The organism is Stenotrophomonas sp. P5_A9 (assembly GCF_056400525.1).
On record NZ_JBFULC010000039.1, the window covers coordinates 12,828 to 38,885 of the forward strand.

Here is a 26,058-nt window from a genome sequence, read left to right on the forward strand (position 1 = left end):
GTCAGCCATGGGACACCCCCGGCGCTGGATCGCGCGGACGGTCGAGCAAATCAAGCTGCGCAGCTATCAGAGCCCCAGCGCGCACCAAGTCACGGCGCGCGTCCCTCGGCTTCCACCACAGGCGGTGCCATGGCCAGCACGCCGGCGGCGACCGCGTCGCCACGTGAGAGCGCCCGCCGGCGGCCAAGTCCATCGCCGCCACCTGGACATAGGCCAACGCCGCGTTCGCCAGTTCGCCGGCCTTGTAGTCCGCGTCGTTTTCGGCGCTGTAGCCTTCGGCGTCAACCTGCCGCTGGCGCTCATCGGCGATCGCGCGGACGCCGGAGCCCAGGTCAATGCACTGCGCGAGCGCGGTGCGGATGGCCTGGATGATGGCTACTTGCAGACTCGCGCGACGCTGCGGATCCCATTCCTCAGTGAACCGGCGGGCGACGTCGAGCGCGAGGGAATCGATATCGGCGGCGGTGGTGGAGGCGTGCTGTTCGTTGCTCATGCCTGGGTGTCCTTGAGGTACTGGTCGAGTCGTTCGAGCAGGTAGGTGGTTTCGGTCTGCCAGCGGCGGGCGTCGTAGTGGTTGATGACCTTCGACGTGGCGATCTGCTGCAGTGCCTGGAGGGGTTCGCGGAACCAGAAGGGGTCGAAGGGGAGGGCGGCGCGCCTGTCCAACGTTGGCGCCGGTGGGCAGCAGTCGGGCCCGGCCAGCCAGTCTTTCTCGTGGCAGTCTTGGCATACGCCGTCGCGGAACCGGTGGGCCTTGGCCGGCTGGTCTGCCTTCGGGTGCAGGTAGAGCGCACGCACCACCAGGTCACGCCGCCGCGCGTTGATCACGTCGCCTTCGTTCGCGGCGATCCACGGTTCCGACGAGTAGCGGGGGCGGCATTCGTAGCGCACCGGCTTCTGGAGGCCGTACAGCTGGTCCATGAGGGTGGCCGCCCAACCGCGCACCGTCTCCGCCGGCACCGGCTCAACAGCGGCGCCAGCGCGGCGCATGGCGCGCACGGTGGCGGCCACGGTCGGTCCCTCGGCGACGGCTGCGGTCATGCGCGCGGGTCTAGCGAGCGGATCTGTTCGAGCATCCGGGCGAAGTGTTCGGTTTGGCAGCGGCCAAGCCAGGTGGTGGCGACGACGGAGGCCAGGGTGGCGCCGGCAAGGAAGCCGAGGAAGAAGGTGACGACGATCATGCTGCGTCGCCTCCCGGTGCTGGGGACCGTGCTTCGCGCTGTCGGCGCGCGCGCTCGGCCAGTTCGTTCTGGACGGCCTTGGAATAGCCAGCGCGGACCAGCTGGCCGACGCACTCGTGGTGGTTCCAGCCCTTGCTGATGGCCTGGCTGCGCACGGACTGTGCGCGGGCGAACTGCTCGTAGGTGGTGACGCTCATGCGTCACCGCCCTGGAGCAAGGCGCGCTCGGCAGCCTCGTACTCGCTGCCCAGGATCTCGGTCATGCCGGGCATGGCCTTGCGGGTGCTGGCGTAGAGGAATCCGCCATAGACGAAGAGCGTCAGCCCTTCGAACAGGAATTCCAGATGGCTGCTGAAGCCGAGGGCTTGGTGAACACGGTTGGCACGGATGCTGCCGGTGGGGGCGTGATCTCTCCAGGTCGCGTTCAGGGCTTTCAGCTCTGCCTTGGTTTCTGCGCTGGCGCCCTTGAGCGGAGAGCTACGCGGCCACTGCAGGCCGTCGCGATCAGGCGCGCGCCAGAGGTCACGAGGCGCGACCGACACGAATTTGATCCCAGCGAAGCGGTAGGGATCGGCATAAATGAAGCCTTCGCCGCCGAATTTGGCGGCGAAGGTATCGATTTCCGCTCGGAGTGCTGCCTTCTGCGCGCTTTCTTCTTCCCACGCGGCCAGCACGGCCGGGGCGTTGGTCTTGTAGAAGCTCATGCGGCGCCGCCTTGAACGAGGGCGAGGGTGTCGCGCAGCTCGGCGATTCGCCTGCGGTCCTTCGCTGCGTCACCCTGGTAGCCGGCGGCGACACGCGCGGAAGCTGCACGGTTCGGGTTCTTGGGGTTGTTTGCCCGGCGCTCGAAGTACCGAGCGCGTCGGCTGGCACCGCGCTCCAGGCGAATCCACCACGCGAGGTCGTCGCGCAGCGCCAGGACATCGACAGGTGCGCTCATGCGTGCACCTGGACCAGGTCGGCGTTGCCGCGCTGGAGGGCGGGGCTGAACTGGCCGGCCACTGAAGCAAGGTCGGCGCTGAGCTGCAGTGCTTCTGCCTGCTCAAGGACGATGAGGGCGTCCCCGATCTTGATGACGATGGATTCGTTACGCGGACGCGCTTCCACGACGGCGTGGGAGCGATCAGTGGTGCTGATGTAGGCCATGGAAGACTCCGTGCCCCGGCCCGGATGGGCTGTTACTGGGGCGACGAACGAACATTAGCCAAAGGCTATTTGCCTGTCAATAGCCATAAGCTAACGGACGGTGCTGTTTTGAGCATGGATGGTCCATATGTTGTGGCCAACCGGGGCGCGCAGTGTCTTTGCTAAGATCAACGCCAGTTTTAGTCTAGTGAGTGAGCGCGGAAACGGATGTTCAGCGACTACATGCTCTTTATTGATGAGAGTGGCGATCATGGGCTGGAAACCATCGATCGCCATTACCCAGTCTTCGTGCTCTGCGGGGTTCTAGTGGCAAAGGAAGAGTACGTGGACGTCCTTTCCCCGGCGCTCGGACGTCTCAAGCTCAAATACTGGGGACACACGGAGGCTATCCTCCACGAGCGAGAGATTCGCAAGCCGCGGGGCGAGTTCTCTTTCTTACAAATTGCCGAGCGTCGCGATAGCTTCCATCAAGAGGTTGCTGAAATTTTCTTGGACGGTGGTTTTCAGCTGATTTACAGCGTTATTCACAAGGAAAGGTACATCCAGCGTTACGCAGCGCCACGTAACCCATACGAGTTGTCGATGAGTTTCGTGCTTGAGCGAGCTTTTCTAGAGTTGAACGATAGAGGGCATGGGGCACGTCGAACGACGGTGGTTGTTGAGTGCCGAGGGAAAAAAGAAGACGCGCAACTCAGGGTCGCATTCGACCAGATCGTCAGCGGAAACAACGCGTGCCGCCGAGCACTGCCCTTTGACTTGCTGATGGTCCCCAAGGCGGCAAACTCCGCCGGACTCCAGATCGCCGATCTTGCGGCCCGGCCGCTTGGCTCCCACGTTTTGCGGCCAAGCCAGCAAAGCAGGGCGTACGACGCGATTCGCGCAAGGATCAGGCGCTCTCCGAGCGGAACCATCCCAGGTTACGGGGTCAAGGTTAGCCCATAAAAGCGAAGGGCCCCAACGAGTTGGGGCCCAGCGCCGACCGGATATTTCCAGTCCGACTTGCGCGAAGGGTAGCGGCGGCGGCGCCAGATTGCAAGCCCCAGGCGCAAATCGTTTTCGAGGCGTTTAGAACTTGCGCAAACCAGCGTGGATAAGGGCCTTTCCAAGAATGCTCACGTCGCCTGGATCTGGCCGGTAGGCTGGGAAGTCAGTATTCACGCTGACCACGTATAGGCCGTCCCCGCGCTTCTGGAGCATCTTGATCTGCGTCTCGCCGCCGATATTGATCAGGTAGTAGTCGTCGCCGTCGAAGTAGTCGCAGGTTGTGTCGATCCAGATGATGTCACCGTCTTCCAGCTTTGGCCTCATTGACGGCCCACGGCCAGTGATGATCTTTATCCGACCAGGCTGAGGCAGGTAGCCGAGCTTACGGCGGACTTCCCACTCGGCAATCTCTATCGTTTGCACCACCTCTGGGTAGTCCTGGTTGACTATCCCTGCACCCATGCCAGCACCCCCTTCAAACAAGTCGAAGCGAACATAGCCCGGACGCGTCTCGCTCTCTGAGACCTCCGAGCTAGAGAGGCTCTCGGGCGCGTGCTGCGTATCCATCCAGCCTGCTGCAAGCCCCAGCGAGGCTTCAATCGCGCGTGCTGTCGTTCCCGACATCACACGGGGTTTGCCGGTGGTCGCGTTGCGACTGCGATTCACCMACTGGCTCACCTGCGCAGGGTTCTTGATCCCTGCCGCTTCCGCGAACTGCCTTTGGCCACCGCTGGCGGTGATCAAGCTGATGAGATTTTCCAGGCGGACTTCTTCAATTGTGCGCATCCGGCTATTGAATAGCGAATGGCTATCCAAGCCAACGAGCTTTTGGCTATTGTGTTTAGAATAGCCACAGGCTAATGTGTAGCGCATGGACCTACTCACCTACATCTCGGATATGAGTCGCCGTGTCGCTTTGGCCGAAGCCTGCAGCACGAGCCCTGAGTACCTTTGGCAAATCGCGACCCGTTGGCGGGGGAAGCGGCCCAGCCCGGAGCTTGCTGCATGCATTGAGCGAGAAACCGCGCGACTCGGGCCGGAACGCGTGGCCAAGGAACCAATGATCTTCGGGGCTGCCGTCAGTAACGCCCGCGCTGCTGTTGGGGCGCTTGTGGACAGCCGCATGAGCAAGCGCGCGCTGCGCGCTCGGCTGGGCCTGACCAGCGATGCGCATTTGGCCAAGGTTCTGAAGCTGCCCACGGTTGAGGTTGCGGCATGGCCGGAAGAGCAGGGCGTTCCTGCGCTCCCGCAGGTGTTGCAACTGCTCGGGGTGCAAGGCGACGCCCAAGTGACCGCTGCCGCACCAGAAGACACCGATTCCGATCGAATCATTTCTGTTGACGCGGCCTGAGTTGCCGCGCGCTGAAGTGCGTTTTTTCACCCATCCCTCTTGAGGCTTCCATACGGACATGTACGCAGACCCTTCGAACATTCGTGATAACCCGATCAAGGTCCGGTTCAACGACTCGGAAAAAGCTGTGATCGAGGCCTTGGCGAACTTCAACGGCCGCCAGCCAGCTGTGTTTGTGCGCGACTTGGTGCTGGCTGGCCTCGCGTCGTTGGAACAGCGTAGCTCTGATGCAGACGCTGCCTGAAGGGCCAGAAGAGTCCCGATGGAGGGCCTATGGAAATACTGCTGTCGCGCGACGAGCGAAAACGGCTTGAGCAGTACGCGGCCCACGCGGGGATGACCGTGGAGCAGGCCGCAACGGAGTTGGCACGCGCCGAATTGGGGCGGCGCTACCGACTCTCCCGAAGCAATGGCGATGTCGTCCCTTTTCAGGCCCTCAAGCGGCCCGATGAATCAACGAGGTAGTACCGATGAGCAGCCGTCTCGCGCGCTCGACCGATATCAGCACCAGCCATGAAGCCGCCGCCCGCGTGGTGTCCAGCGGGCTGCAAGCGTTTCAGCAGGATCGCGCCGCCAGCGCCGTGAAGCAGCACCCAGGCATGACCAGCATGGAGCTGGCCAAGGCCACCGGCCAAGACCGCTACATGCTGGCCCGTCGCCTCCCTGAACTGCTGGAAGACGGCCGCGCGTGGCGTGGCCCGAAGAAGCCGTGCCAGGTCAGCGGCCGCAGCGCGTGCACCTGGTGGCCGGTTGCCCCGGGCGAGAACCTGGCGCTGGTGATCTGACATGGCAGCACGAATGACCGGCATGGTGTTCGACAGGTATCCGGCGGGCGGCGGCGAAATGCTGCTCGCGCTGGCCCTGGCCGACCACGCCCATGACGATGGCACCCACATCTTCCCGTCAATCGCCAGCCTCGCGACGAAGTCGCGGCAGTCGGAGCGCTCTGTGCAGTACCAGCTCCGCAAGATGGAGCAGAGCGGATGGCTGGAACTGGTCAACGCTGGCGGCGGGCGCATGTCCGGCTACAAGTCAGGCGGGCGCCCGCGCGAGTACCGAATCAGCCCGCGTTGGATCAAGGGTGAAGAGCTGTCCACCTCGAACGACGGTGTTGCATCCGACTCAGATTCAAAGGGTGCAAATTCTGCACCCTTTGAAAAGGGTGCAACCCAGAGTCGTAAAGGGTGCAAAGCAGCGCAGAAAAGGGTGCAACCCAGCGTCGAAAAGGGTGCAACAGCTATTGCACCCGAACCAAAAGCAATCAAAAGCAATCGACAGCAACCCACACACAGCAGCGGTGTGAACGAGCCGGGCAACGGTTCGATGACCACGTCGGAGATCGACGCAGCGCTGGCCGGATTCGGCGGCCTGCCCACCGGTCTGGACCGCGAGGTGCTGGCCCGGTTCACCCGGCATCGCGGTGCCTGCCGACGTCCGCTGTCGATCCAGGCGTGGTTCCAGGTACGCAACACGCTGCTCGGCTTGGCCGCCAACGGCCACGACATGAACGAATCCCTGAGGCAGACCATGGCCGCCGGCCTGGCCCTGCCTGTGATCCCTATCGCCAACCCCGCCAACGGAGCGACTCATGCGACCCCTCACCACGGTTCTGCCGACCACGTCACCCAGCTCCGGGAGCAGTACGAACGAGATCAGTACCAGCGACAGCATGGCGCTGGTGGCCTCGCTGGCGGCGCAGGAATCCTCGACGGTGAGTTTGCCGTCGTCGGTTGATCCGGACCCGCGCGCCATGTCTGCGCTGTGGACCCTGTGGGAGCGCATGGCGGCCATGTTCCCGGCCAAGTGGGCCCGTGCGAATGGCGCAGCGCCGGTTGCGCAATCCGGGGCGCTGACGACCGCTGGTGAAGTCTGGCTGCAGTGCATCAGCGGCCTGAGCCCGAAGAAGCTGGCCGCCGGCCTGTCGGCCTGCATGCGCGACGCCCTGGAATGGCCGCCGAACCCGCCGCGCTTCCGGGCCATGTGCTTTGACGTGCCGGCGCTCGCCCAGGTGCAGCAGGAAGTGCGGCCGGGCCGCGCCCAGTGCGGCTTTACCGTGCTGGTGCGGTCGTTCCTGGATCTGCACCACTACGCCAGCGCCGAGGACGGCTACCAGCAAAGCAGGATGCTGCAGGACGCCTATGAGCGCGCCGTGCGGCATGTGGTCGACGGCAAGCCGGTCCCCGAACCCACTCTGGCGCTGCCGCCGGTGCACCCCGTCGTGAACCCGGTGCGCGACCGCGATGCCGCACGCGCAGCCATGGCGCGCGCTGCTGCGGACCTGGGGTTCGATGGGGAAGGGCTCGCCGCCTGATGCGCTCGGACAACAACGAGCTGGACATCTTCAAGCACGACCCGCGCCTGCAGGGCCCGGCGCTCAGGAAGTTGGCGAAGGCGTACCGGGCTGCTGCTGAGACAGCGCTGCGGGACGTGCAGTTCACCGACAGCGAGCGCAAGTCGCGCAACGACTACTACCTGGCCGAGGCGAAGCGCCTTGAGGCCGAAGCCCGCAAATGCCAACGACCGCCTCGCCGTCGCCGCAACCGTTCTATAGGAGCCCCATCGCCGTGATCGACTTCACCTCGTTCAGCAACCGCAGCAAGTACGCCGCCGAAATCAACGCTGGGTATTCGGCACGTTTGAACAGCGCCGCCTTGGGCACGAACCCGCACCTGGTATGGGTGGACAGCGACGACGAGCTGGAGCCCCGCAAGCTGCAGCCGCTGAGCGACAAGGGGCATGCATGGCAGCACGGCTGGTGGCTGGCGGACAAGGACCAGAAGCGAGGCGCGCGCTGATGTGGTCCAGCGCGCCGCCGCCGAACGCAGCGGAGGAAGTCCGCATCGAGATCTCCAAGGTCGGGCCGTGCATGGCATGCCTGTCGCTGGTGGTGCAGGGCTATCTGGATATTGAGCAGGTGTTCGTCGGCGGCGACTACCAGCACACCAAGTCTGGAAACATCCGGCGGGGGCACTGGTTCGGGTTCTGCCTGTGCGTGTGGCACCACCGCCGGCACCCCTTCGGGAACAACACGTTCGCGCAGATGCGCGAGAAATGGGGCCCGAGCCTGATGGATGGCTCGCGGACCTTCCACGAGACGTATGGCACCGACGACGAGCTGATCGCACAGCAGACGTTGGTCAATGAATTGAGGCAGGCAGCATGACCACCAAATCTAATCCGACCCCGGCCACTGTGCGTGCATGGCTGACCGAGAACGCGATCGACGCGCCCTGGACATCGCTGGCAATCTGCGAGGGCTGCGGCGCTGAGACGGTCGAACAACGCTCGGCTGTGCGGGATGCGGTTCGCTACTGCGTCGCCGCAGGCTTCCTGGCCCGCACCGAAACGAAGATCGGCCCCGTGTACCAGCTCACCGGCCAGGGCATGCGGCGTGTTGTGCTGACCGATGCGGAGCGGAAACAGCGCCAGCGCGAGCGGGATGCGCGCCGTAACAGGGCCCGCCGCCCGCCGCGGCCGGCGCCGGTGAAAGCCCCGAAGCGATCGCGCGCTGCACGGGTGAACATGCAGGCGGCGAATACCCCCGCGCCGGCGAAGACCAAGGCTGTGCCCCAAGGGGAGACGGTCGAGCAGTTCCTGGCGCGGGGCGGCAGGGTTCAGCGCCTGACGACGCATTGGGAGCAGTTGGAGTGCGCGGCATGAAGTTCCCGGCAAACTGCCTTGTAGTCGCGCTCGCCGCGAAAGTCGCCCACCCGTCGCGAGTGAAGATTCGGACTATGCGTAACCGGAGTGGCCGTATCCACTTCATGTGGGAGCGGGACGGCCAGGTGTTTGAGTTCCGTACGCCCGGAGCTTCGCGGTGCACTTATCTCCGCAACTCCCTGCGGATGGGAGAGATCCACAGGGTTGCCGCCCCCATCAAGCGCGAGGTGTCCGGTGGGTAAGCGAACGCTGGACGTCGTCAAGGCGGTGAATTCCATCAACGAGCGCACAAGGGGCAAGGCCATGGGGAACGTACGTGAACTACTTTCAAGCCGGATGGGGCCAACGACCGTCAAGTTCGACACAGGTCGGGGCGGCACGCCTGAGCTGACCACCCAAGACATTGCGGCAGCGCTAGCCTATGTTCAACAGGGACTGGGTCGGGAGCTGCTGGAGGCTCTGTGGTGGCCGGAGAGTGCGGCACGTCGCCGGGACCAACTGCGGCAGGGTGTGATCGCGCTTGTGGCGCCTGAGTTCAACCGCCAGCAGTTCGCGCTCAGCACGGCGAGGACCGAGTTCGGCATCGCCAAGGCGAGCATGGGGTGGGGCGGCGGCACGGTTACGGACGTCCAACGGCGAGAGCTTCGCCGAACGGAGGCAGCGCTGGATGCCGCGCGCGCCGACACGTGGCCGAACAACACCATGGAGCAGCTCGGTGTATTGGCTGGTGCGGTGTTCAGCGAGATGGCGTCCGCGTGTGTCTGCAAGAAGTGCGACGGCGACCGTACGCAGCCGGATCCCGATGGCCCTGGCGTCATGAGGTGCGACGAGTGCAGCGGCAGCGGGTTTGAGCCATTGAGCGGAAGAAAGCGCGCCGCCGCTATTGGGGCTGATTGCTCAGCGTATAGCCGGTTCTGGCAGCCCGTGTACACGTGGATGCTCGGCCGCATGCGGGCCTCGGAAGAAGCTGCAGCGGCTGAGTTTGGAAGGGCACTGACGCGCGCTGCGTAATGATGACTTGCTGGGTCATCAAAAAGACGTGCAATCTTCCCACCATCCAGACGCAAGCCCCGGCCAAGCCGGGGCTTTTTCTTTGCCCGTCATCCAGACCGGATTAACCCTCGTGCCGAGCCGGCAGTGGGGCGGGCGCCTACTGACGAACCCGAGGCGACCATGGCGCGCATCACTCCCCAACTGGCAGGCGGCATCAATGTCGTTGCCTTCCTGGACATGCTGGCCTGGTCCGAGGGCACGGACAACGGCAAGCAACCCACGAAAGACCATGGGTATGACGTAATCGTCGGCGGCAAGCTCTTCACCGGCTACGCAGACCATCCCCGCGTGCTGGTGGAACTCCCGAAGCTGGGTATTCAGTCGACCGCCGCGGGCCGCTACCAGTTGCTGCGCCGGTACTACGACGCCTACCGGAAGAGCCTGGGCCTGACGGACTTCTCGCCGCTGAGCCAAGACCTGATCGCGCTGCAGCAGATCCGGGAGCGCCGCGCGCTGTCGATGATCCAAGCGGGAAGAATCCCGGAAGCCATCGCCGCCGTCCGCAATATCTGGGCAAGCCTGCCTGGCGCTGGGTATGGGCAGCATGAGCGCAAGGTTGAGGATCTGCTCGCCGTCTACCGGAAGGCCGGCGGGGTGGTGGCGCCATGAGTGAAGAAACCGTCCCATGGTGGATGGCGGGCGGCGTCGCCGCCTTCTGGATTGCCAGGGAAACGTGGGGTGCGCTGCTGTCCCGACGCAAAGAGCGGACCGAGACAGACGCGAACGTAGACCTGCTGAACGGGTTGGTGCAGCGCGTGAAGTCGCTGGAGGAATCACAGGCCGCAACCAACCTCCAGCTAGCCGAGGAAATCAGGCTGCGGATGACTGCGCAGGAAGAGGCCCATCGGCTCCGCCTGCGGGTCATGTCGCTGGAATCCGCCATGCGACAGGTAGGCGCGGTGATCCCGCCGGAGATGACGTGATGATCCGAATCTATGCACTGATCGCCGTTGCCACCCTCTCGCTGTCGTTCTGGGCCGGTTGGGCTTGGCGCGGCGACCGCGCAGGTGCTGCGACATCGGCCGGCATATCCGAGCAAGCCACTGCGGCGCTGGCCCAGGTCAACGAGTCCCGCACCACCGAGCATATGCAGGCCGAGACCATGGCCGCTATTGGAGAGAAGCATGAAGAAGACCGAGCTGCGGCCCCGTCCGTCGCTGATGCTGTTGTGGCTGACCTGCGCTCTGGTGCTCTCCGCCTGCGCAACGACCTCGCCGCGTGCCACACCGACCTCCTGTCCCAGACCGCAGCCGGCGCCCTCCAACGTGATGCGGCAACCCAGCGCCGAGAAGAGTTTGCGGGCCGAATTGTTCGAATCGGGCGAGACGCCGACGACCAGCTCCGCGCCTGCCAAGCCGTAATCGCAGCAGATCGGGCGGGGGCAGGGCGCTGATGCCGGCCGCAGCGGCCCGTCGGCTTCAGGCCTTGGGCAGGCTTAAAGCTGGGCAGATGAACAATACCGAGGCGGCCTATGCCGAGCGCTTGCGCGCGCTGCAGCACGCCGGAGAGGTCCAGTGGTTCCGGTTCGAAGGCATCAAACTCCGGCTTGCCGACAACACGTTCTACACGCCTGACTTCGCCGTGCTGGCAGGGGATGGCGTGATGGAGCTGCACGAAGTCAAAGGGTTCTGGGTCGACGACGCCAGGGTCAAGATCAAGGTCGCCGCCGACCAATACCCCATGCGCTTCCTCGCTGTAAGGGTGAAGCCCAAGCGGGATGGCGGCGGGTGGGCCATCGAGGAGTTCTGATGCGGCAGGCGAAGGCAGGGATAACAGTCGAGCTGCGGTGGTGGTTTCGCTACTACCTAGCCGCGTTGCGCTTGGGCGTGCTGATCACTGGGCTTGATCCTGACTGGGATCGGGTCGAGTGGTGGATACGCCGCGCGCTGGTCGTCCGCTGCAATGGTGCCTCCCGGTGAGCGCCCCACTGCAAGGCCGGTATGCCCGGAAGCGCGGAGGCACTGCCTTCTCGCATCTGTATGGGACCGCGCGCTGGCAACGGACGCGCAAGGCGCAGCTGGATAGGCAGCCGCTGTGCGAGTACTGCGCCAAGCGCAAGCACACGAAGGTGGCGACGGTGTGCAACCACACCAACGGACACCCAGCCGGCGAGACAGAGCAGCAGTTCTGGGACGGGCCCTTCAACAGCCTGTGTGCCGACTGCCACAACTCGGACCAAGCGCGCATCGAGAAGGGCGCGGTGCAGATCCGAGGCTGTGATGCCGACGGCTGGCCCATCTGACACAGCAGAGGACCACGACATGATCAGCGAGCTAAAGGAAGGCGAGCACCTCGCCGAGTTCCATCTGGGCGAACACGACTGGCTCGTCCTCTCGACCGACCGTTACCTCACACCCGACCAGCGCGCCCGTGTGGCCGCCCACTGGCAGAAGGTCACATCGACCCCGGGCAGGAAGGCCGTCGTCCTTGAGGCGGGTCTGAGGCTGCAGGTGTTGCATGTGAAGCCCAAGGGGCACCCCGATGCCGGCGGTCAGAGGTAGGGGGTGGTCAATTAATGCGAGGGGCCGGAATCCTAGACCGACCGTTCCCTTTTCCACGCACATCCACAATTGGCGGGACGACCTCAACGGGTGTCCCTGACGGCCGGCAATCGGCGAATTTCAGGCATCACGCATGGCGAGGCCACGACTACCCGTCGCCAAGGCATCCGCCAGCGGCGCAGCGATAAAAAACCCGGGTCGGCACGCCGACAGGAAAGCACCGAAGGGCGCTCGGCCCCTCGGAGATCCCTACAAAACGATGACCGCGGCGCAGAAGCGCGCATGGGTGGAGTTCGAGCAGGAAATGCCCTGGCTCAACGCATCTCATCGGGTGCTGCTGCGCATGGCCTGCCTGTGGGCGGCAAAGCTGGACGACCCGAATGCCGACTTCGGTGTCTCGGCAACCCAAGCGCTCAGCTCGATCCTGTCGAAGCTCGGCGCGACTCCCGTTGACGAAAGCAAGGTGAACCATGGCGGTGGCGACGAAGAAGACCCGGAAGAAGGCTTCTTCACCCGTAAGCGACCGCACTAAGGCCTATGCCCTGGCGGTCGTGGCCGGTGAAATCGTCGCTGGGCCCCATGTCCGCAACGCGTGTCAGCGCCACCTGGTGGACCTCGAGCGCGGTCACGAGCGCGGCCTGACCTTCGATATCGACGCGGCAGAGTACGCGTTCAAGTTCTTCGAGGGCATCTTGCGGCTGTCGGAGGGCCAGTTCGAGGGCCGTAAATTCGAGTTGCACCCGTCGCAGGCATTCATTGTCGGGTCGATCTTCGGCTGGAAGCAGGAGGACGGCACGCGCCGGTTCCGCAGGGCCTACGTGGAGCAGGGCAAGGGCAATGGCAAGAGCCCGCTGGCCGGCGGGTTGGGGCTGATGGGGATGACCGCCGACGGCGAGGCCGGCGCACAGATCTACGCCGCCGCCGCCAAGAAGGACCAGGCCGGCATCCTGTTCGCCGACGCCGTGAAGATGGTCAAGCAGTCGCCGGCCTTGGCCAAGCGGGTTAGCTTCGCGGGCGGGGAAGGGCGCGAGTTCAACATGGCGCACCACGCCAGCGGCAGCTTCTTCCGGCCAGTGTCGCGCGACACCGGACGGACTGGCTCGGGGCCCCGGCCTTACTTCGTCCTCGTGGATGAGGTGCACGAGCTTCCCGACCGCAAGATCATCGAGATGCTCGAGCGCGGGTTCAAGTTCCGGCGCGAGCCACTGCTGTTCATGATCACCAACTCGGGCAGTGATCGCACATCGGTCGCCTGGGAAGAACACGAGCATGCGGTGAAGGTCGCGGCCGGCCACACGGAGGCGGTCAACGACCCGACCTTCGTTGGAGAGCCGATAGACGATCGGACATTCAGCTTCGTTTGCTCGCTGGACGACGGTGACGACCCGCTTGAGGATCCCAGCTGCTGGGCGAAGGCGAACCCGCTCCTCGGCGTCACCATCACCGAGTCGTACCTTGCCGACGTGGTCGCCCAGGCCAAGGCGCTGCCGGGAGCGCTGAACGGCATCCTGCGTCTGCATTTCTGCGTCTGGACCGACGCGGAGACAGCGTGGATGACGCGCGACACCCTGGAGCCGTGCCTGCACGACTTTGACCCGGGCATCCACAAGGGCGAGCCGGTGTACTTGGGGTTGGATCTGTCCCAGAACCGCGACATCACGGCTCAGGCTGCGGTGGTCAGGACCGGTGAAGTCGAATGCGAGATCGAGGTCAACGGCGAGCGCGAAGTCATCTACAAGCCGACGTTCGATGCCTGGGTGGAAACCTGGACGCCGGGTGACACCGTCAAGGCGCGTGAGACGCGGGACAAGTTGCCGTACTCGGTATGGGTTCGCGACGGGCACATGCACGCGCCCCAAGGCCAGACGATCAGCTACCGGCACGTGGCGCAGACGCTTGCGGAGTACGACCGCGACTACGACGTGCAGCTGGTCGCCTACGACCGGTATGCGTTCAAGAAGCTGGAAGAGGAGGTGGCTGACCTGGGCCTCTCGCTCGCCTTTGCGGAGCATCCGCAGGGAGGCTTGAAGCGAGGGAAGCCGCTACCGGCCGAAGTTGAGGCGGCGCAGGCGGAGGGCCGCGAGGCCCCCGAGGGCCTGTGGATGCCCGGCTCGTTGCGAATGCTCGAAGAAGCCCTGCTGGAGGGCCGCATACGGCTGCGGAGAAGCCCGGTTTTGGTCTCCGCAATCATGTCCGCCGTCATCGAATCGGACAAATGGGGCAATCAGTGGCTATCCAAGCTGCGCTCCACCAACAAGATCGACGCCGCAGTGGCACTTGCCATGGCGATCGGTGCCGCAAACACGTCTGAACAAGGGTCTGCAGACATGGACGATTACTTGGAAAACGGCTTTTTTGGGCTGATCGGCTGATGACTACGACTCGCTGGTACAACCCGCTCACCTGGCGCTTCTTCGGCTACACCGACCCGACCTCGGGCGACTACGTCGAAGTGGACATGGAGGTTGGTGGCAAGAACACGAAATCTGGCGTCCGCATCACGCCCAAGAGGGCAATGACGGTCAGCATCGTCTGGTCGTGCGTGAAGATTCTGAGCGAATCGACTGCGGGCCTGCCGCTCAAGCTGTACGAGGATGTCGCTGGTCTGCGGTCGCTGGTCAAGGGCTCTAGTCCGCAGCGTCGCCGCCTGCTACGCCTGCTCAGCAAGCCCAACCCGTACATCACCCGGCTGAACTTCCTCAAGGCCATGGTGGTGAACATGGCCTTGCGAGGAAACGCCTACGCGATCATCCACCGCGCCGATGATGGCGCGTGGATTGGGCTCATCCCGCTGAGTCCTGATCAGGTCGAGGTGGATACCGAAAGCGACCTCATCTACTGGGCAACCATTGCCGGCGATCGCACTGCGGTATCGCCGGAAAACATGCTTCATTTCAAGCTGTTTAGCTCCGATGGCATCAATGGCCTGTCGCCTGTGGAATATCAGGCCGAAACGCTTGGCCTGGCGCGCACCGCGCAGGATTGGTCTGCGCGGTTCATGCGCAAGGGCGGCTTCACCGGCGGCTACATCATCTACGACAACTTCCTCACCAAGGAGCAGCAGAAGAGCATCTTGGAGAAGATGCCCGACATCCGCCGCGGCAACGTGGACGACATCGGCAAGATGGCGATCCTGCAGGGCGGGCCGAAGATCCAGGCCGCCGGGCTGAGCCAGAAGGACAGCCAGTTCATCGAATCGCAGCAGTTCCAGGAAGAGGCCATCGCCGGCATCTGGGGTGTGCCCCTGTACCTGGCGAACCGCGCCCGGTCGACGTCGGTAATGGGCTCCAACCTTGAGCAGCAGACCAGCGGGTTTATCACCTTCGGCCTCAAGCCATACCTGGACGCGATCGAAGATGAACTCAACGACAAGCTGTTCGGTCCGGACGGGTCGATGTTCGTCGAATTCGTGGTCGAGGGGTTGCTGCGGGCGGACAGCGCGGCGCGCGCGGCCTACTACAAGGCCGCTCTCGGCGGCTCCGGCGGCTCGGGCTGGATGAGCATCACCGAGGTCCGGGAGAAAGAGAACCTACCTCCGCTTGATGGCGAGGAATACAACCGCGTCACCCGATGGGAAGCAGGCAACGACAAGACCGGAGACAGCGCAAATGCTGAGTAAATTGGACTGCCCGTTTGAAGTGAAATCGGCTGACGACGCCGGCAACTTCGAGGGCTACGCGTCGGTGTTCAACAACGTCGACCTCGGCAGCGACATCATCCTGCCGGGTGCCTTCGTGAAGGTGAAGACGACTCGCAAGGGACGCCTTCGCCTGGCCCTGTATCACAACCTCACGCGTCTTATCGGCGACGCCGAGTTCAAGCAGGACGACAACGGCCTGCTGCTCAAGGGAAAGGTGAACCTCAACGTCAGCTACGCCCGAGACGCGTATGAGCTGATGAAGGAGGGCACGCTCGATGAAATGTCGGTCGGGTTCAACACGATCGAAGACGCCATGGAAGACCGAGGCGGTCGCCGCGTGCGCGTCATCCGGAAGGCTGAGCTGTGGGAGGCATCGGTCGTGCCCTTCGGCATGAACCCCGAAGCCCAAGTGCTCAACGTCAAGTCGGACATCCGCAGTTTCGAGAGCGCCTTGCGCGAGCGCATGGGGCTCTCACAGAAAGAGGCGAATGCCGTCGCCTCACTCGGCTTTCCCGCGATCCACCGAGACGGTGGATCAGTGGCCACGGAGACCGTGGAACAGCTGAAACAGCTTGGCAACTCCATCCAATCCATCTTTGAAGGAATGCACTAATGCCGGACAACATCAACGAGATCCGCGAAGGCCTCGAAAAGCAGCTGAAGGACGGCTTTGCCGGCCTCCAGAAGAAGTACGACAGCGCCTCGTCCGAGATCGAGAAGGGTAACCAGGTCACTGCCGACCTTAAGAAGCAGATCCAGACGRCCACCGATGAGGTGCAGAAGGTCGTGGACAAGGTTCTCAAGCTGGAAGAGAAGGGCCTGCTCCTGCACGGCAACCCGGCCCAGAAAAAGGGCTTCATCGACTTCGTGAAGGGCCACGACGACTACAAGGCCCTGACCGAGCGTAAGCAGGCATCGGCCGAGCTGGAGATCACCAAGGGCGACATGGCCGCGATGCAGGAGACGAAGATCGTCACCAGCGCCGGCATCGTGCCGCCGAGCTACGATCCGACCCTGCAGGCCGGTCCGCGCCAGGAGCTGCGCATCCGCGACCTCATCCCGTCGGTGCCCGTGTCCGGTCAGAGCTTCACCTACTACCGCGAGCTGCTGCACACCCGTGCCGCTGCCGGCGTGGCCGAAGGTGGGGCCAAGCCGCAGAGCAACGTCACCTTCGAACCGAAGACCGACTTGGTCAAGAAGCTGGCGGTGTGGATCCCGGTGTCCGACGAGGCGCTGGACGACATCCCGCAGATGTACGGCTACCTGCAGCAGCTGCTGCGCTACGACCTCAAGCTGGAAGAGGAGCGCCAGATCCTCAAGGGTGACGGCCAGGGCAACAACCTCAACGGCCTGATGACCCGTGCCAGCAACTTCAATGCGGCACTGAGCAAGAGCGGCGACACGGCGATCGACACCGTCCGTCGTGCCATCTACCAGGTGCGCAAGCAGTCGCAGCTGGCGGCCGACGCCACGGTGATGACCGATCTCGACTGGATGAACATCGAGCTCGAGAAGGACGCCCAGAACCGTTACCTGTTCGCCAACCTGCAAGGCTTCGTCACCCCGATTCTGTGGGGTCGCCCGGTGATCAGCTCGGACAGCATGGATGAGGGCGACAGCGACGAGGGCGGCGAGTTCCTGGTCGGCGCGTTCCAGCGTGGCGCGCAGATCTACGACCGCATGTCGTTCCTGGTCAAGATGGGCATGATCAACGACGACTTCATCAAGAACCAGCGCGTGTTGCTGGTGGAAGAGCGCCTGGGCCTGGCGATGCGCCGCGAAAACGCGTTCGTCAAGGGCCGTTTCGGTCAGTCGGCCGGTTCGTAACAGCAAACGGCAAGGACAGCTCCCCCTCACCGGAGGGGGAGCCTCTCAGATGGAGGATCTATGCGAGTTGTCGTAGCTGTTCCGTGGCGTGAGTCGCCCGGCCGCGGTAAATGGTTGGAGGCGGTAAAGCGTCACTTCGCCACGCACTTTCCAGATTGGAAGCTGATCACGGTTGATGCCGGCGGCGACGTGTTCAGCCGGGCCAAGTCTCGGAACCTGGCCGTGGTCGAGGCCGAGCGGGCAGGCGCTGAGGTGGTGATCATCAACGATGCGGACGTGCTGGCCCGCTCGGCATCGCTCCGAAGCGCGGCCGAGCAAGCGTTTCAAGCCGGTGGCTTGCACCTGCCCTTCGAGACGTGCGTCGTGTTGAACGGGGTTGAGGCCGAGGCATTCGCGGCCAACGTGTCATTCCCGCGCGCTGGAGGCTTCGCCTCGACCGGTGGCATATACGCGGTCCGGCCAGACCAATGGCGCGCCTTTGGTGGCGTGGATGAGTATTTCGAAGGCTGGGGCGGCGAAGACGACCAGACGGTCGCCGCGGCTGCGGCCTTGGTTGGGGTTCACCGGCATCTGGGCATTGCGGTGAGCTTGGGCCATCGCGCGGAGCGGCTGGTCAATCCGCACTACGCGGCAAATATGGCTCGGACCCGGGCCTATCAGGCGGTGCAGGGCGATCCTGCAGCCATGCGGGCGCTGATTGCCTCCCGTGCTGGCCTGCTGGAGCGCATGCGCGCGCAGCCCCCGCGCGTAGCGGTGGTCGCGCCTTCTCGGGGCCGGCCGGCGAACGTGGAGCGGCTGTGGAAGTCGATGCAGCAGACCGCGCTCTGGCCCGTGGACCTGTTGGTTGGCCTGGATGCCGACGACGAGGCGAGTTACCCCCGCCTGCCGGGCGTCACCTACGTGGTCAAGCCAAGGCAGCGCCTGAACGCGTGGTGGAACGAACTGGCGATCGACAACATCGATCGCTACGACACCTTCGTGTTCGCGGGCGACGACAATGTCATGGTCACGCCGGGGTGRGACTTCCTGCTGGACGACGAGCTGGCGCGGCACCATTACGCCGGCTTCGCCACCGGGCCGGATGGGCTGCGGAAGGACAAGAAGTTCACCTGGGCAGCGATCGGCGCCAGGCAGATTCGGGAGCTTGGTTACGTGGGCCCGGAAGGGCTGATTCACCTTTGCATCGACACCGCCTGGCAGTACCTGGCACAAGCCACGGGCTCCATGTACTGGCTCGATCACGTCCTGATCGAGCATATGCACTACTCGCGCAAGGGCGCAGGGGTTGCCGAAGATCAGACCTATCGGGAGGCGAATGCGGCCGAGGTCAACCGGAAGGACCACGACACCGTTAACGCCTGGGGATCGTCGCCGCAATTCCGCAAGGACGTGGAGAAGATCCGGAAGTTGCTTTCCACGCCGTTTGAGCGGCAGGTGCCACAGGCGTCGAGTCGCGACGAGGAGCCGCCGGCCGCTGCTTTGGACGTGGTGACGCTGCCCTTCGAGATACGCATCGCCGGCGCGATCTATCGAAGCGGGACGCTCCGCGTGCCCGTGTCGGTGGTGATCGAGGACGGCAAGCTCCGGATGGATCCGGACGCCGACCTGGCCGAATTGGTGAGGGCGCAGCTATGAAGATCGCGGTTGTCGCGCACTACAGCCGCAGCCGGCAGGCCTACGCGCTCGCGTCGTCGCTGGGGGCGTCGGTGTTCATGGACCACGAAGGCAACGGTGCAGCGTGGAACCATCGCAGGGCGCTCGCTTGGGCCGCAGAGCAGCAAGAGCGGGTGATCGTGCTGGAGGATGATGCGCAGCCCGTGGCGGGCTTCCTAGCCGCCGCTCAACGTGTGATCGACCGATTCCCTGACGACTTGGTGAGCTTTTATCTGGGCACCGGCCGCCCACCCCAGTACCAGGCGGTGATACGGGAGCGAATGGAAGACCTTGACCGGCGGGGCGGCGACTCTCTGGTGATGCCCGACCTGCTCCATGGCGTGGCCTACTCGGTCCCGCCGGAGCGGGTCGCCCTCGTCCTGCAGCGCATGTCCCACACGCTGCCGGCGGACTTCGCCATCGGCCGGGCTTGGACATCCTTCACCGGCCGGCAGGTGGTCTACCCGGTTCCGTCACTGGTCGACCATGCAGACGGGAGCAGCGTCGAGCATCACCCCGATGGAAAGCCCCGAACGGAGCCGCGCCGGGCCTGGCGGCTGCCCTCCTGCGTTGGCCCTGAGCACTGCAAGCCGGCGTTTCCCGAGGAGGGCAAGTCATGGCTGTAACGATTCCGCTTGATCTGGTTCGCCAGCAGTGCAACGTCCTGGCCGATATCGAAGACACGCTGCTCGAGCAGTACGTGGCCGCCGCGCTGGCTCATGTGGAGCAGCACTGCGACCGCCGGCTGGTCGAAAGCGAGCCGGCGGATATCAGCGAGATGAACCTAACCCCGGATGTCGTGCAAGCGGCGCTGTTGTTGGTCGGGCACTGGGTCGCCAACCGCGAGGCGGTGGTGATCGGCGAGGTATCCAATGAAGTGCAGCTGGGCTTTGCCCGGTTGCTTTGGTACAGGAAGGCATTCTGATGYGCGCAGGACAGTTGAACCGGAGGATCGAGGTGCAGAAGCCGGGCACGATCCGGGACGAGGCCGGCCAGCCGGTCGACGGCTGGATTCCCGTCGGTCCGCTGATGGCTGACATCGGCAATGAAACCGGCATGGGTGCGATTCGTTCATCGGTGCAGGGCGACGCGCCGGCCTCGATCGCCCGTTACAGCTTCCTGGTGCGTTTCAGCGGCGCGCGCGCCCTGGGGGTGGATGCAGGGATGCGGATCGTTCATGACGGTGACGTGTTCGAGGTAAAGGGCATTGCCCGGGACTACCGAAACCGCGACAGGGCCTACATCCTTTGCGAGCAGGGCGGCAACGATGGCTAACAAGATCGACCTGAGCGGCGCGCTGGCCGGCTTGGACCGGCTCGGCGCTGCGGCTACGAGCGTCTCCCGATCCATGGGTGTGGCCGCCGGCAGCATCGTGCGCGACGAGGCAAAAGCGCTGGCCCCGGTGAAGAGCGGCAAACTCAAGGCGGCGATCTACCTTGCCTACCGCGATGCCCAATCGACCGAATCCAAGGTCGTCTATAGCGTCAGCTGGAACGGCCGCAAGGCACCGCACGGGCACCTGGTCGAGTTCGGTCACTGGCGCGTCAATGAACTGGTGCAGGGTGAGGACGGACTCTGGCGCGCGTCGCGGGATCGCCTTCCGGAGCCGAAGTGGACACCGCCGCACCCGTTCCTACGGCCGGCTTTCGAAGGCACCCGGAACCGTCTGATGCAGGTGGCCACCAAGCGCGGCCGGGAGCGCCTGCAGGAGCTTCTCGCGGGTGATGGGGGTGCCGACGATGAGCCTTGAAGCCACGATTACCGCGCTCCTTGAGGGGTTGGTGGACGGCAGGCTCTACCCGGACGTCGGTCCGGATACGTCCGTCTACCCCTTCATCACCTATCAGCAGGTGGGCGGACGGTCTCTGCAGTACCTGGAGAAGACGCTGCCGGGGCACGAACATGCTCGGCTGCAGGTCAACGTATGGGCTAAAACGCGCTTGGAAGCGAACCAGCTCGCCCGCGCCGTGGCCCATGCGCTTGTGCAATCGCCGATGCCTTGCGAGACATACGGGGCTTTCGCCGCTATCTACGAGCCAGCGATCAAGAAGTACGGAACGCGCCAGGACTTCGGGCTCTGGCATCCCGCCTAATCGACCCGCCAAACAATCAACACGCCGCCCTCGGGCGGTTTTTTTATGCCCAAAGGAGGGCACAACCATGGCTTTGAAGTTCCCGAACGGTACGGTGCTGGGAATCAGCACCGCAGTTGCAGCCGCGGTCGCTGCCACCGCAATCTCCAACGCAAATCCCGCCGTCGCCACGGTCGCGGCCGGCAGCGGCATCTCCGAGGGCGACGTCCTGGTGGTGCGGTCGGCCTGGCCGGAGCTGAACGATCGCGTCGCGGTCGCCGGCTCCAGCGGCACTGCAATCCCGCTGCGGGGCATCGACACCACCGATACCGACGATTTCCCCGCCGACCAGGGCCCCGGCAGCCTGCTGCGCGTGACCGACTGGATCGATTTCAGCCAGCAGGGCGACGTGTCCACCTCCGGTGGCGAGCAGCAGTTCTGGAATGGCGTGTTCCTCGAGGACCGCAGCGGCCGCCAGCGCCAGGTGCCGACGATCAAGAACGCCAAGACGTTCAACCTGCCGCTGTACTTCGACCCGAAGCTGCCCTGGTATCAGGCCGCGAAGAAGGCCGACCGCAAGAAGCAGCCGGTGGTGCTGCGCGCGCGCCTGCCCGACGGCGACGTCCTCTACTACTACGGCTACCTGTCCTTCGACGCGGATCCGAGCCTGAGCGCGAACAACCCGATGCAGAACACCGCGACCTTCTCGATCAACTCCGACCACACGTTCATTTCGGCTGACGAGGAGGAGGGCTCCTGATGGCGGTCAAGAAGGGTGAAGCGCCGGCTGTGATCCCGGCCAAACTGTCGTTTTCCGGCACCGGCGAGAAGTTCAAGCTGGACGTCAAGTTYCGGAACGTCAACGGCAAGGAGTACCGCGCGGCGGTGGACGATGGGAAGAACCTGGCCGAGCTTGTCTTCCTGGTGGTGGATGAGTGGGACGCCGACTACCCCCTGTCGGTCGAAGGCATCATGGACTTCGAAGATGAGCGCGCCGGGATCTGCGAGGGGCTGCTGATGGCATACCACCGCGCCCGCCGGGTTGAACTGGAAAAAAACTGATTGAGGCGGTCGGGGCGCTGTACTGGCGGGCCCCGACCGCCGATCAGTTGGCCGCTCTGGGGCTGAGATCGAAGCACTACCAAGCCCCAGAAGTTGCAGTGTGGCCAGAGCTTTGGCCCGCCATCGAGCATTTCCGCCGAATCACCACCCAGTGGCGGTGCGGCGGCGGCGGCCCGATCGGGCTGGACTACGGCATCCTGTACGCCAACCTGGACCGTGACGGTGTCACGGGGGCGGACAGAGACGACCTCCTCGGTGCAATTGCCGTGATCGAGTCGGCGGCGCTGGAGCAAATCCACAGCGGTTAGAATCGGGCCTCTACACAAGGAGGCTTGGCGATGGCTAAGTGGATTGTTCTGGCGCTGGCGGCATTGGCGCTGACGGGCTGCAGCGAGCGCCAGGCCGTTGAGGCCTGCAAGGCGGCGATCAAAGAGAAGGCGACCAACCCATCGGCGGCTGTGATCCCAAGCCCGGGAGACGTCGCGAGCGGAAAGGAGATTGTGTTTATCAACTGGAAGCGGGGTGATGGGCTGCGCCTGCAGAACAACTTCGGTGCACTCCTTGATGTATCAGCTACGTGCACTTATTCAAAAGCGACGAAGCAAGTTGACTACCTATCGCTGGGTAACGACGTGGTAATAGGGTCGCTACCCAAGTAATCGAACAACTCACAGATCAACCGCCTTCGGGCGGTTTTTTTATGCCCGAGGCAAATGCAAATGGCACAAGAGAGCATCGGCACCGCCAGGATCGACATCGAAATCGACAACAGCAAAGTCGAGCCCGGCGTCAATGCGGCGAAGCAGTCGGTCGCCTCCCTTGCCACCGAAGTGGAGAAGGGCTCTGCGCGGCAGGTTGTCGCCACCAGCCGCCAAGTTACGGCGCTGGAGCGGAACATCGCCACCCTCGGGAAGAGCCGAGAGGAGGTCATTCGCTGGCGCATCGAGCAGCAGACGACCGGTAAGGTTCAGGATCAACTCAAGGCCAAGCTGGACGCCAGCGTCGCGGCGATGAAGGCTGGCGACGCCCAGTTGGTGAACTACGGTATGTCCGCGAAGGCCACCGCAGCCGCCATGCGCGGTGTGCCGGCGCAGATTACGGATATCGCCGTCAGCCTGCAGGGCGGGCAGCGGCCGTTGACCGTCTTGCTCCAGCAGGGCGGACAGTTGAAGGACATGTTCGGGGGCGTGGTGCCGGCGGCTCGAGCCCTTGGCTCAAGTCTCATGGCCCTGGTCAACCCCTACTCGGTGGCAGCGGCAGCGGTCGGTGTGCTTGCTTTGGCGTGGTACTCGGCTCAAAAGGACGCTGAGGCATACACCAAGGCCCTTGTTCTCACCGGCTACCAAGCAGGAGCCACGGAGGGCCAACTCGCGTCCACCTCGGCCAACATCGCCAACAGCCTGAACATAACCGCAGGCGCGGCCAGGGAGGCGACGCTCCAGGTCATCAATACCGGCGGCATCACGCGCGACAACATGGAATTGGTGGCGCGCGCGGCGGCAGCAATGCAGCAGCTTACCGGCGCGTCACTCGATCAGACGGTTTCCGCATATGCTCGCCTGGCTGACGAGCCTGTAGCCGCCGTGCTTAAGCTCAATGAAAGCAGCAACTTCCTGACGCTTTCCCTCTATGACCAAGTGCGCGCGCTGCAGGAGCAGGGCAACTACCAGGCGGCTGCGACCGTAGCGACCAAGGCGGCTTCCGAGGCAACCGTTGAGGCACTGAACCGCGTCCGCGAGAGCCAGAATTGGCTCTCGAAGAGCATGGACGAGACGACGATCAAGGCCAACAAGATGTGGGCCGCGCTCAAGAACTCCGTTGGGCTGTCATCTCGTGGTGACGAAATGCAGGCACTGCTCCGGGACAATCGCCAGGCTGTCTTTGAAATGGAGCAGGCAAAGTCAGCAGGGGGCAATTTCAACACCATCAATTCGTATCGGATTCGAATCGAAACCAATGCCAAGAAGATCAAGGAAATCGCCGCCCAGATGACGGCTGAGGCCTCCGAGGCAAGAATCAAGAGCGCTCAGTCGGCAGCGGTCACCACCGCCGCCGCCCTGGACAAGATCATCGATGACGGCGCGACCAAGGAGGAGAAAAAGCGGCGCGCGATCGCCAAGGTTGAAACCGAATCGAACATCGCGATCGAGAAGGCCAAGGCCGCTGGCCTCGTCTCGGCGGTGGCTGGCTTAGAGGAGCGGAAGCAGAAGGCCATCGAGGCGATCCGGGAGAAGTACAAGGAAAAGCCCAAGGGCGGTTCCACTGCTGGTGCGTCCAGGACGGCAGGACTGCAGGGCTACAAGGACGACCTGGTCGAAGAGAAGGCGTCCATTGCCGCCAGTACGAAGACCCTCCAGGCCGAGTTCCAGGCGCGGCAGATCACTGCCGAGGCCTATTACGGTCGCATGCGTGAGCTGTCGCAGCAGGGCACAGCGGCCGAGGCCGCGTCCTTGGAGAAGCAGATCGCCTTCCTCCGGACGCAGTCCAGCACCGGGCGTGAAGGGATCACGGTCGGTCGGCAGATCGGACAGTTGGAAGCCCAGCTAGCGAAGGTCCGCCTTGAAGGAGCCGCCAGCCTGCAGGCGCTGGCGACGCAAGAGCGTGCGGCGGCGGCTGCGAGGAGTGAAGCGCTGGTGAGCTACCAGGCCGCGTTGGATGCCAGCACCCGTGCGCTCCGGCAGCAGATGGCGGCGATGGTAGATCGCGTGGGTGCGGGTGAGCGCGAGTACCAGATCCAGCAGCGGGTAAACGAGGTATACCGCGAACAGGCGGAACGCTTGACCGAGCTTGCGCTCAAGAAGGCATCGGACGCCGCAAACGCTAGCCTGTACGACGAAGAGATCGCCAAGGTCCGGGCGGCAACCGATGAGCGTGTGCGCGTCATCCGCGATGGCTACGCCGACATGGCGGCAGCTCAATCCGATTGGCTGAATGGTGCGTCCGCTGCCTGGGCGGATTACCGCGACGAGGCGGCCAATACCGCCGGCATGACCCAGAACCTGATGGTCAATGCCTTCACGGGTGCCGAGGACGCGGCAGTCCGATTTGCCAAGACCGGGAAATTCTCCTTCTCGGACATGGCCGACTCGATCATTGCTGACCTGACGCGCATCGCAGCCAAGCAGGCGATCGTGGCGGGGATCCAAGCAATCGGTCAGGCATTCGGGCCGCAAATCACCGGCTTTGCGAAGGGCGGGGCGATGGTATCGCCGAGCCTGTCTGCGTACTCCGGTGGCGTCTACGACAAACCGCAGATGTTCGCCTTTGCCAAGGGTGCGGGCGTATTCGGTGAGGCCGGCCCGGAGGCGATCATGCCGCTACGGCGTACCTCGGATGGCCGCTTGGGCGTGGCAGCGACGGGCGGTGGCGGTGCAGCGTCCTTCCAGTTCAACACCGAGTTCAACATCGCCAGCGACGGATCGAGCAACACCCAGTCGAATGGCAACGGGCCGGCCAGTGGTGAGGATGTGCGCCGGAGCTTCACCGGCATGGCGAACGCTTGGGCAACCGACCAGATGCGCCCTGGCGGCGTGTTCCATCGCATGAGGACCGGCGGATGACCGACGTTTTCAAGTGGCAGCCGCTGAGCGAGAGCGGCGGCGAGACAGCGGGCGATGTCCGGCGGACCGTGTTCGGTGACGGTTACTCCCAATCGTCACCGGACGGCATCAACCCCATCAAGCGCAAGTACCAGCTGAAGTTCGGCGGGCCTAAAGCGGAGATGGAACCGATCGTTGCGTTCATCGTCGCGCACATCGGCCAATCGTTCCTCTGGACCCCACCCTTCGGCGGGCCGGGTTACTACCAATGTGACGGCTACAGCGACTCAGGGCAGGGCGGCCAAGTCTACACGATCGCCGCCACCTTTGAACAGACATACCAGCCATAAGGGCAAGAAATGGCAAAGCAAACTATCGACATCACCACCC

43 protein-coding genes are annotated in these 26,058 nt (G+C 64.1%); 35 read left to right on the forward strand and 8 right to left on the reverse strand.

All coding sequences use genetic code 11. From position 1 onward, the window contains the following. Position 1: 1 nt before the first annotated feature. From AC1DR7_RS13175 to AC1DR7_RS13205, 7 genes are read right to left on the reverse strand one after another with little or no spacing between them, the layout of a single operon-like run. On the reverse strand, positions 2 to 493 hold the full coding sequence (locus AC1DR7_RS13175; RefSeq protein ID WP_457319319.1) for a hypothetical protein: 492 nt from the start codon (positions 491 to 493) through the stop codon (positions 2 to 4). After that, positions 490 to 1,041: a hypothetical protein gene (locus AC1DR7_RS13180; protein WP_457319320.1), complete on the reverse strand. Its 552-nt coding sequence runs from the start codon at positions 1,039 to 1,041 to the stop codon at positions 490 to 492. The genes AC1DR7_RS13175 and AC1DR7_RS13180 overlap by 4 nt, the downstream gene beginning before the upstream one ends. Continuing rightward, on the reverse strand, positions 1,038 to 1,181 hold the full coding sequence (locus AC1DR7_RS13185) for a hypothetical protein (protein ID WP_457319321.1): 144 nt from the start codon (positions 1,179 to 1,181) through the stop codon (positions 1,038 to 1,040). The genes AC1DR7_RS13180 and AC1DR7_RS13185 overlap by 4 nt, the downstream gene beginning before the upstream one ends. Beyond that, the gene (locus AC1DR7_RS13190) at positions 1,178 to 1,378 is read right to left on the reverse strand and encodes a hypothetical protein (RefSeq protein WP_457319322.1); all 201 of its coding nucleotides are present in this window, start codon (positions 1,376 to 1,378) and stop codon (positions 1,178 to 1,180) included. Before AC1DR7_RS13190 ends, AC1DR7_RS13185 begins: the two co-directional genes overlap by 4 nt. Then, the gene (locus AC1DR7_RS13195; RefSeq protein ID WP_478051549.1) at positions 1,375 to 1,884 is read right to left on the reverse strand and encodes a hypothetical protein; all 510 of its coding nucleotides are present in this window, start codon (positions 1,882 to 1,884) and stop codon (positions 1,375 to 1,377) included. The genes AC1DR7_RS13190 and AC1DR7_RS13195 overlap by 4 nt, the downstream gene beginning before the upstream one ends. Continuing rightward, complete coding sequence (locus AC1DR7_RS13200; RefSeq protein ID WP_478051550.1) at positions 1,881 to 2,120, reverse strand: hypothetical protein; 240 nt, start codon at positions 2,118 to 2,120, stop codon at positions 1,881 to 1,883. Before AC1DR7_RS13200 ends, AC1DR7_RS13195 begins: the two co-directional genes overlap by 4 nt. Beyond that, on the reverse strand, positions 2,117 to 2,326 hold the full coding sequence (locus tag AC1DR7_RS13205) for a hypothetical protein (protein ID WP_457321975.1): 210 nt from the start codon (positions 2,324 to 2,326) through the stop codon (positions 2,117 to 2,119). Before AC1DR7_RS13205 ends, AC1DR7_RS13200 begins: the two co-directional genes overlap by 4 nt. Before the next feature lie 207 nt (positions 2,327 to 2,533). Here AC1DR7_RS13205 and AC1DR7_RS13210 point away from each other — a divergent pair, with 207 nt between their 5' ends. Further along, positions 2,534 to 3,268 carry a DUF3800 domain-containing protein gene (locus AC1DR7_RS13210; protein WP_457321977.1) on the forward strand — a complete coding sequence of 245 codons (735 nt, stop codon included), beginning with the start codon at positions 2,534 to 2,536 and terminating at the stop codon, positions 3,266 to 3,268. A gap of 123 nt (positions 3,269 to 3,391) precedes the next feature. Here AC1DR7_RS13210 and AC1DR7_RS13215 read toward each other — a convergent pair whose 3' ends face one another. Beyond that, positions 3,392 to 4,183, reverse strand: coding sequence for a S24 family peptidase (locus tag AC1DR7_RS13215; protein ID WP_478076513.1), 792 nt, complete (start codon positions 4,181 to 4,183; stop codon positions 3,392 to 3,394). Between AC1DR7_RS13215 and AC1DR7_RS13220 the strand changes: the two genes are divergently transcribed. The 34 genes from AC1DR7_RS13220 (at position 4,182) to AC1DR7_RS13385 (ending at position 26,018) form a co-directional block, all read left to right on the forward strand. Further along, on the forward strand, positions 4,182 to 4,661 hold the full coding sequence (locus AC1DR7_RS13220; protein ID WP_478051552.1) for a hypothetical protein: 480 nt from the start codon (positions 4,182 to 4,184) through the stop codon (positions 4,659 to 4,661). The genes AC1DR7_RS13215 and AC1DR7_RS13220 overlap by 2 nt on opposite strands. A 58-nt stretch (positions 4,662 to 4,719) precedes the next feature. Further along, on the forward strand, positions 4,720 to 4,905 hold the full coding sequence (locus AC1DR7_RS13225) for a hypothetical protein (RefSeq protein ID WP_313424187.1): 186 nt from the start codon (positions 4,720 to 4,722) through the stop codon (positions 4,903 to 4,905). A gap of 29 nt (positions 4,906 to 4,934) precedes the next feature. After that, a complete protein-coding gene (locus AC1DR7_RS13230) occupies positions 4,935 to 5,126 on the forward strand; it encodes a hypothetical protein (protein ID WP_457320455.1) in 192 nt (63 codons plus the stop codon). A gap of 5 nt (positions 5,127 to 5,131) precedes the next feature. Next, positions 5,132 to 5,446, forward strand: a complete 315-nt coding sequence (locus tag AC1DR7_RS13235) for a winged helix-turn-helix domain-containing protein (protein ID WP_457320457.1) — start codon at positions 5,132 to 5,134, stop codon at positions 5,444 to 5,446. A gap of 1 nt (position 5,447) precedes the next feature. Next, entirely contained in the window at positions 5,448 to 6,395 is a 948-nt protein-coding gene (locus AC1DR7_RS13240) for a helix-turn-helix domain-containing protein (RefSeq protein WP_457320459.1), read from the forward strand. Continuing rightward, on the forward strand, positions 6,331 to 6,972 hold the full coding sequence (locus tag AC1DR7_RS13245) for a hypothetical protein (RefSeq protein ID WP_457488436.1): 642 nt from the start codon (positions 6,331 to 6,333) through the stop codon (positions 6,970 to 6,972). Before AC1DR7_RS13240 ends, AC1DR7_RS13245 begins: the two co-directional genes overlap by 65 nt. Then, positions 6,972 to 7,229: a hypothetical protein gene (locus tag AC1DR7_RS13250; RefSeq protein ID WP_457320463.1), complete on the forward strand. Its 258-nt coding sequence runs from the start codon at positions 6,972 to 6,974 to the stop codon at positions 7,227 to 7,229. Before AC1DR7_RS13245 ends, AC1DR7_RS13250 begins: the two co-directional genes overlap by 1 nt. Next, positions 7,226 to 7,456 carry a hypothetical protein gene (locus AC1DR7_RS13255; protein WP_457320465.1) on the forward strand — a complete coding sequence of 77 codons (231 nt, stop codon included), beginning with the start codon at positions 7,226 to 7,228 and terminating at the stop codon, positions 7,454 to 7,456. Before AC1DR7_RS13250 ends, AC1DR7_RS13255 begins: the two co-directional genes overlap by 4 nt. After that, complete coding sequence (locus tag AC1DR7_RS13260; RefSeq protein ID WP_457320467.1) at positions 7,456 to 7,824, forward strand: Ref family recombination enhancement nuclease; 369 nt, start codon at positions 7,456 to 7,458, stop codon at positions 7,822 to 7,824. The genes AC1DR7_RS13255 and AC1DR7_RS13260 overlap by 1 nt, the downstream gene beginning before the upstream one ends. Then, positions 7,821 to 8,321: a hypothetical protein gene (locus AC1DR7_RS13265; protein WP_457320469.1), complete on the forward strand. Its 501-nt coding sequence runs from the start codon at positions 7,821 to 7,823 to the stop codon at positions 8,319 to 8,321. Before AC1DR7_RS13260 ends, AC1DR7_RS13265 begins: the two co-directional genes overlap by 4 nt. 234 nt (positions 8,322 to 8,555) lie before the next feature. Continuing rightward, the gene (locus AC1DR7_RS13270; protein ID WP_457488437.1) at positions 8,556 to 9,332 is read left to right on the forward strand and encodes a hypothetical protein; all 777 of its coding nucleotides are present in this window, start codon (positions 8,556 to 8,558) and stop codon (positions 9,330 to 9,332) included. Positions 9,333 to 9,494: 162 nt separating this feature from the next. Beyond that, entirely contained in the window at positions 9,495 to 9,983 is a 489-nt protein-coding gene (locus tag AC1DR7_RS13275; protein ID WP_457488438.1) for a glycoside hydrolase family 24 protein, read from the forward strand. After that, a complete protein-coding gene (locus tag AC1DR7_RS13280) occupies positions 9,980 to 10,297 on the forward strand; it encodes a hypothetical protein (protein WP_312237057.1) in 318 nt (105 codons plus the stop codon). Before AC1DR7_RS13275 ends, AC1DR7_RS13280 begins: the two co-directional genes overlap by 4 nt. After that, entirely contained in the window at positions 10,297 to 10,767 is a 471-nt protein-coding gene (locus tag AC1DR7_RS13285) for a lysis system i-spanin subunit Rz (protein WP_457320439.1), read from the forward strand. The genes AC1DR7_RS13280 and AC1DR7_RS13285 overlap by 1 nt, the downstream gene beginning before the upstream one ends. A 56-nt stretch (positions 10,768 to 10,823) precedes the next feature. Next, positions 10,824 to 11,123, forward strand: coding sequence for a DUF1064 domain-containing protein (locus AC1DR7_RS13290; RefSeq protein WP_457320437.1), 300 nt, complete (start codon positions 10,824 to 10,826; stop codon positions 11,121 to 11,123). 166 nt (positions 11,124 to 11,289) lie between these two features. After that, a complete protein-coding gene (locus AC1DR7_RS13295) occupies positions 11,290 to 11,616 on the forward strand; it encodes a hypothetical protein (RefSeq protein WP_457320435.1) in 327 nt (108 codons plus the stop codon). A gap of 19 nt (positions 11,617 to 11,635) precedes the next feature. Then, complete coding sequence (locus AC1DR7_RS13300; RefSeq protein WP_457320433.1) at positions 11,636 to 11,875, forward strand: hypothetical protein; 240 nt, start codon at positions 11,636 to 11,638, stop codon at positions 11,873 to 11,875. 259 nt (positions 11,876 to 12,134) lie between these two features. Further along, on the forward strand, positions 12,135 to 12,407 hold the full coding sequence (locus AC1DR7_RS13305) for a hypothetical protein (protein WP_457320431.1): 273 nt from the start codon (positions 12,135 to 12,137) through the stop codon (positions 12,405 to 12,407). Further along, positions 12,346 to 14,247, forward strand: coding sequence for a terminase large subunit (locus AC1DR7_RS13310; RefSeq protein WP_457488440.1), 1,902 nt, complete (start codon positions 12,346 to 12,348; stop codon positions 14,245 to 14,247). The genes AC1DR7_RS13305 and AC1DR7_RS13310 overlap by 62 nt, the downstream gene beginning before the upstream one ends. Further along, positions 14,247 to 15,494, forward strand: coding sequence for a phage portal protein (locus AC1DR7_RS13315; protein WP_457321828.1), 1,248 nt, complete (start codon positions 14,247 to 14,249; stop codon positions 15,492 to 15,494). The genes AC1DR7_RS13310 and AC1DR7_RS13315 overlap by 1 nt, the downstream gene beginning before the upstream one ends. Beyond that, positions 15,484 to 16,128, forward strand: a complete 645-nt coding sequence (locus tag AC1DR7_RS13320; protein WP_457488441.1) for an HK97 family phage prohead protease — start codon at positions 15,484 to 15,486, stop codon at positions 16,126 to 16,128. Before AC1DR7_RS13315 ends, AC1DR7_RS13320 begins: the two co-directional genes overlap by 11 nt. Next, the gene (locus AC1DR7_RS13325) at positions 16,128 to 17,342 is read left to right on the forward strand and encodes a phage major capsid protein (RefSeq protein ID WP_478076514.1); all 1,215 of its coding nucleotides are present in this window, start codon (positions 16,128 to 16,130) and stop codon (positions 17,340 to 17,342) included. The genes AC1DR7_RS13320 and AC1DR7_RS13325 overlap by 1 nt, the downstream gene beginning before the upstream one ends. 60 nt (positions 17,343 to 17,402) lie before the next feature. Then, the gene (locus tag AC1DR7_RS13330) at positions 17,403 to 18,977 is read left to right on the forward strand and encodes a galactosyltransferase-related protein (RefSeq protein WP_478076515.1); all 1,575 of its coding nucleotides are present in this window, start codon (positions 17,403 to 17,405) and stop codon (positions 18,975 to 18,977) included. Further along, complete coding sequence (locus AC1DR7_RS13335; protein WP_457488443.1) at positions 18,974 to 19,621, forward strand: hypothetical protein; 648 nt, start codon at positions 18,974 to 18,976, stop codon at positions 19,619 to 19,621. The genes AC1DR7_RS13330 and AC1DR7_RS13335 overlap by 4 nt, the downstream gene beginning before the upstream one ends. Continuing rightward, positions 19,612 to 19,920, forward strand: coding sequence for a head-tail connector protein (locus AC1DR7_RS13340; RefSeq protein WP_457319810.1), 309 nt, complete (start codon positions 19,612 to 19,614; stop codon positions 19,918 to 19,920). Before AC1DR7_RS13335 ends, AC1DR7_RS13340 begins: the two co-directional genes overlap by 10 nt. Then, positions 19,920 to 20,270, forward strand: a complete 351-nt coding sequence (locus tag AC1DR7_RS13345) for a head-tail adaptor protein (protein WP_478076516.1) — start codon at positions 19,920 to 19,922, stop codon at positions 20,268 to 20,270. Before AC1DR7_RS13340 ends, AC1DR7_RS13345 begins: the two co-directional genes overlap by 1 nt. After that, complete coding sequence (locus AC1DR7_RS13350; protein ID WP_457319815.1) at positions 20,263 to 20,745, forward strand: HK97-gp10 family putative phage morphogenesis protein; 483 nt, start codon at positions 20,263 to 20,265, stop codon at positions 20,743 to 20,745. The genes AC1DR7_RS13345 and AC1DR7_RS13350 overlap by 8 nt, the downstream gene beginning before the upstream one ends. Further along, positions 20,735 to 21,088 (forward strand): DUF3168 domain-containing protein, encoded by a 354-nt coding sequence (locus AC1DR7_RS13355; RefSeq protein WP_457319817.1) that lies wholly within the window; start codon positions 20,735 to 20,737, stop codon positions 21,086 to 21,088. The genes AC1DR7_RS13350 and AC1DR7_RS13355 overlap by 11 nt, the downstream gene beginning before the upstream one ends. Before the next feature lie 67 nt (positions 21,089 to 21,155). Continuing rightward, a complete protein-coding gene (locus tag AC1DR7_RS13360) occupies positions 21,156 to 21,827 on the forward strand; it encodes a phage tail protein (RefSeq protein ID WP_457319819.1) in 672 nt (223 codons plus the stop codon). Continuing rightward, positions 21,827 to 22,129 carry a hypothetical protein gene (locus tag AC1DR7_RS13365; protein ID WP_457319821.1) on the forward strand — a complete coding sequence of 101 codons (303 nt, stop codon included), beginning with the start codon at positions 21,827 to 21,829 and terminating at the stop codon, positions 22,127 to 22,129. Before AC1DR7_RS13360 ends, AC1DR7_RS13365 begins: the two co-directional genes overlap by 1 nt. A 47-nt stretch (positions 22,130 to 22,176) precedes the next feature. Beyond that, positions 22,177 to 22,437 carry a DUF1799 domain-containing protein gene (locus tag AC1DR7_RS13370; protein ID WP_457488445.1) on the forward strand — a complete coding sequence of 87 codons (261 nt, stop codon included), beginning with the start codon at positions 22,177 to 22,179 and terminating at the stop codon, positions 22,435 to 22,437. A gap of 30 nt (positions 22,438 to 22,467) precedes the next feature. Beyond that, positions 22,468 to 22,788 carry a hypothetical protein gene (locus AC1DR7_RS13375; RefSeq protein WP_457488446.1) on the forward strand — a complete coding sequence of 107 codons (321 nt, stop codon included), beginning with the start codon at positions 22,468 to 22,470 and terminating at the stop codon, positions 22,786 to 22,788. A gap of 60 nt (positions 22,789 to 22,848) precedes the next feature. Continuing rightward, on the forward strand, positions 22,849 to 25,689 hold the full coding sequence (locus AC1DR7_RS13380; protein ID WP_478051348.1) for a phage tail tape measure protein: 2,841 nt from the start codon (positions 22,849 to 22,851) through the stop codon (positions 25,687 to 25,689). Further along, positions 25,686 to 26,018 carry a phage tail protein gene (locus tag AC1DR7_RS13385; protein ID WP_457321335.1) on the forward strand — a complete coding sequence of 111 codons (333 nt, stop codon included), beginning with the start codon at positions 25,686 to 25,688 and terminating at the stop codon, positions 26,016 to 26,018. Before AC1DR7_RS13380 ends, AC1DR7_RS13385 begins: the two co-directional genes overlap by 4 nt. Positions 26,019 to 26,058 lie beyond the last annotated feature (40 nt).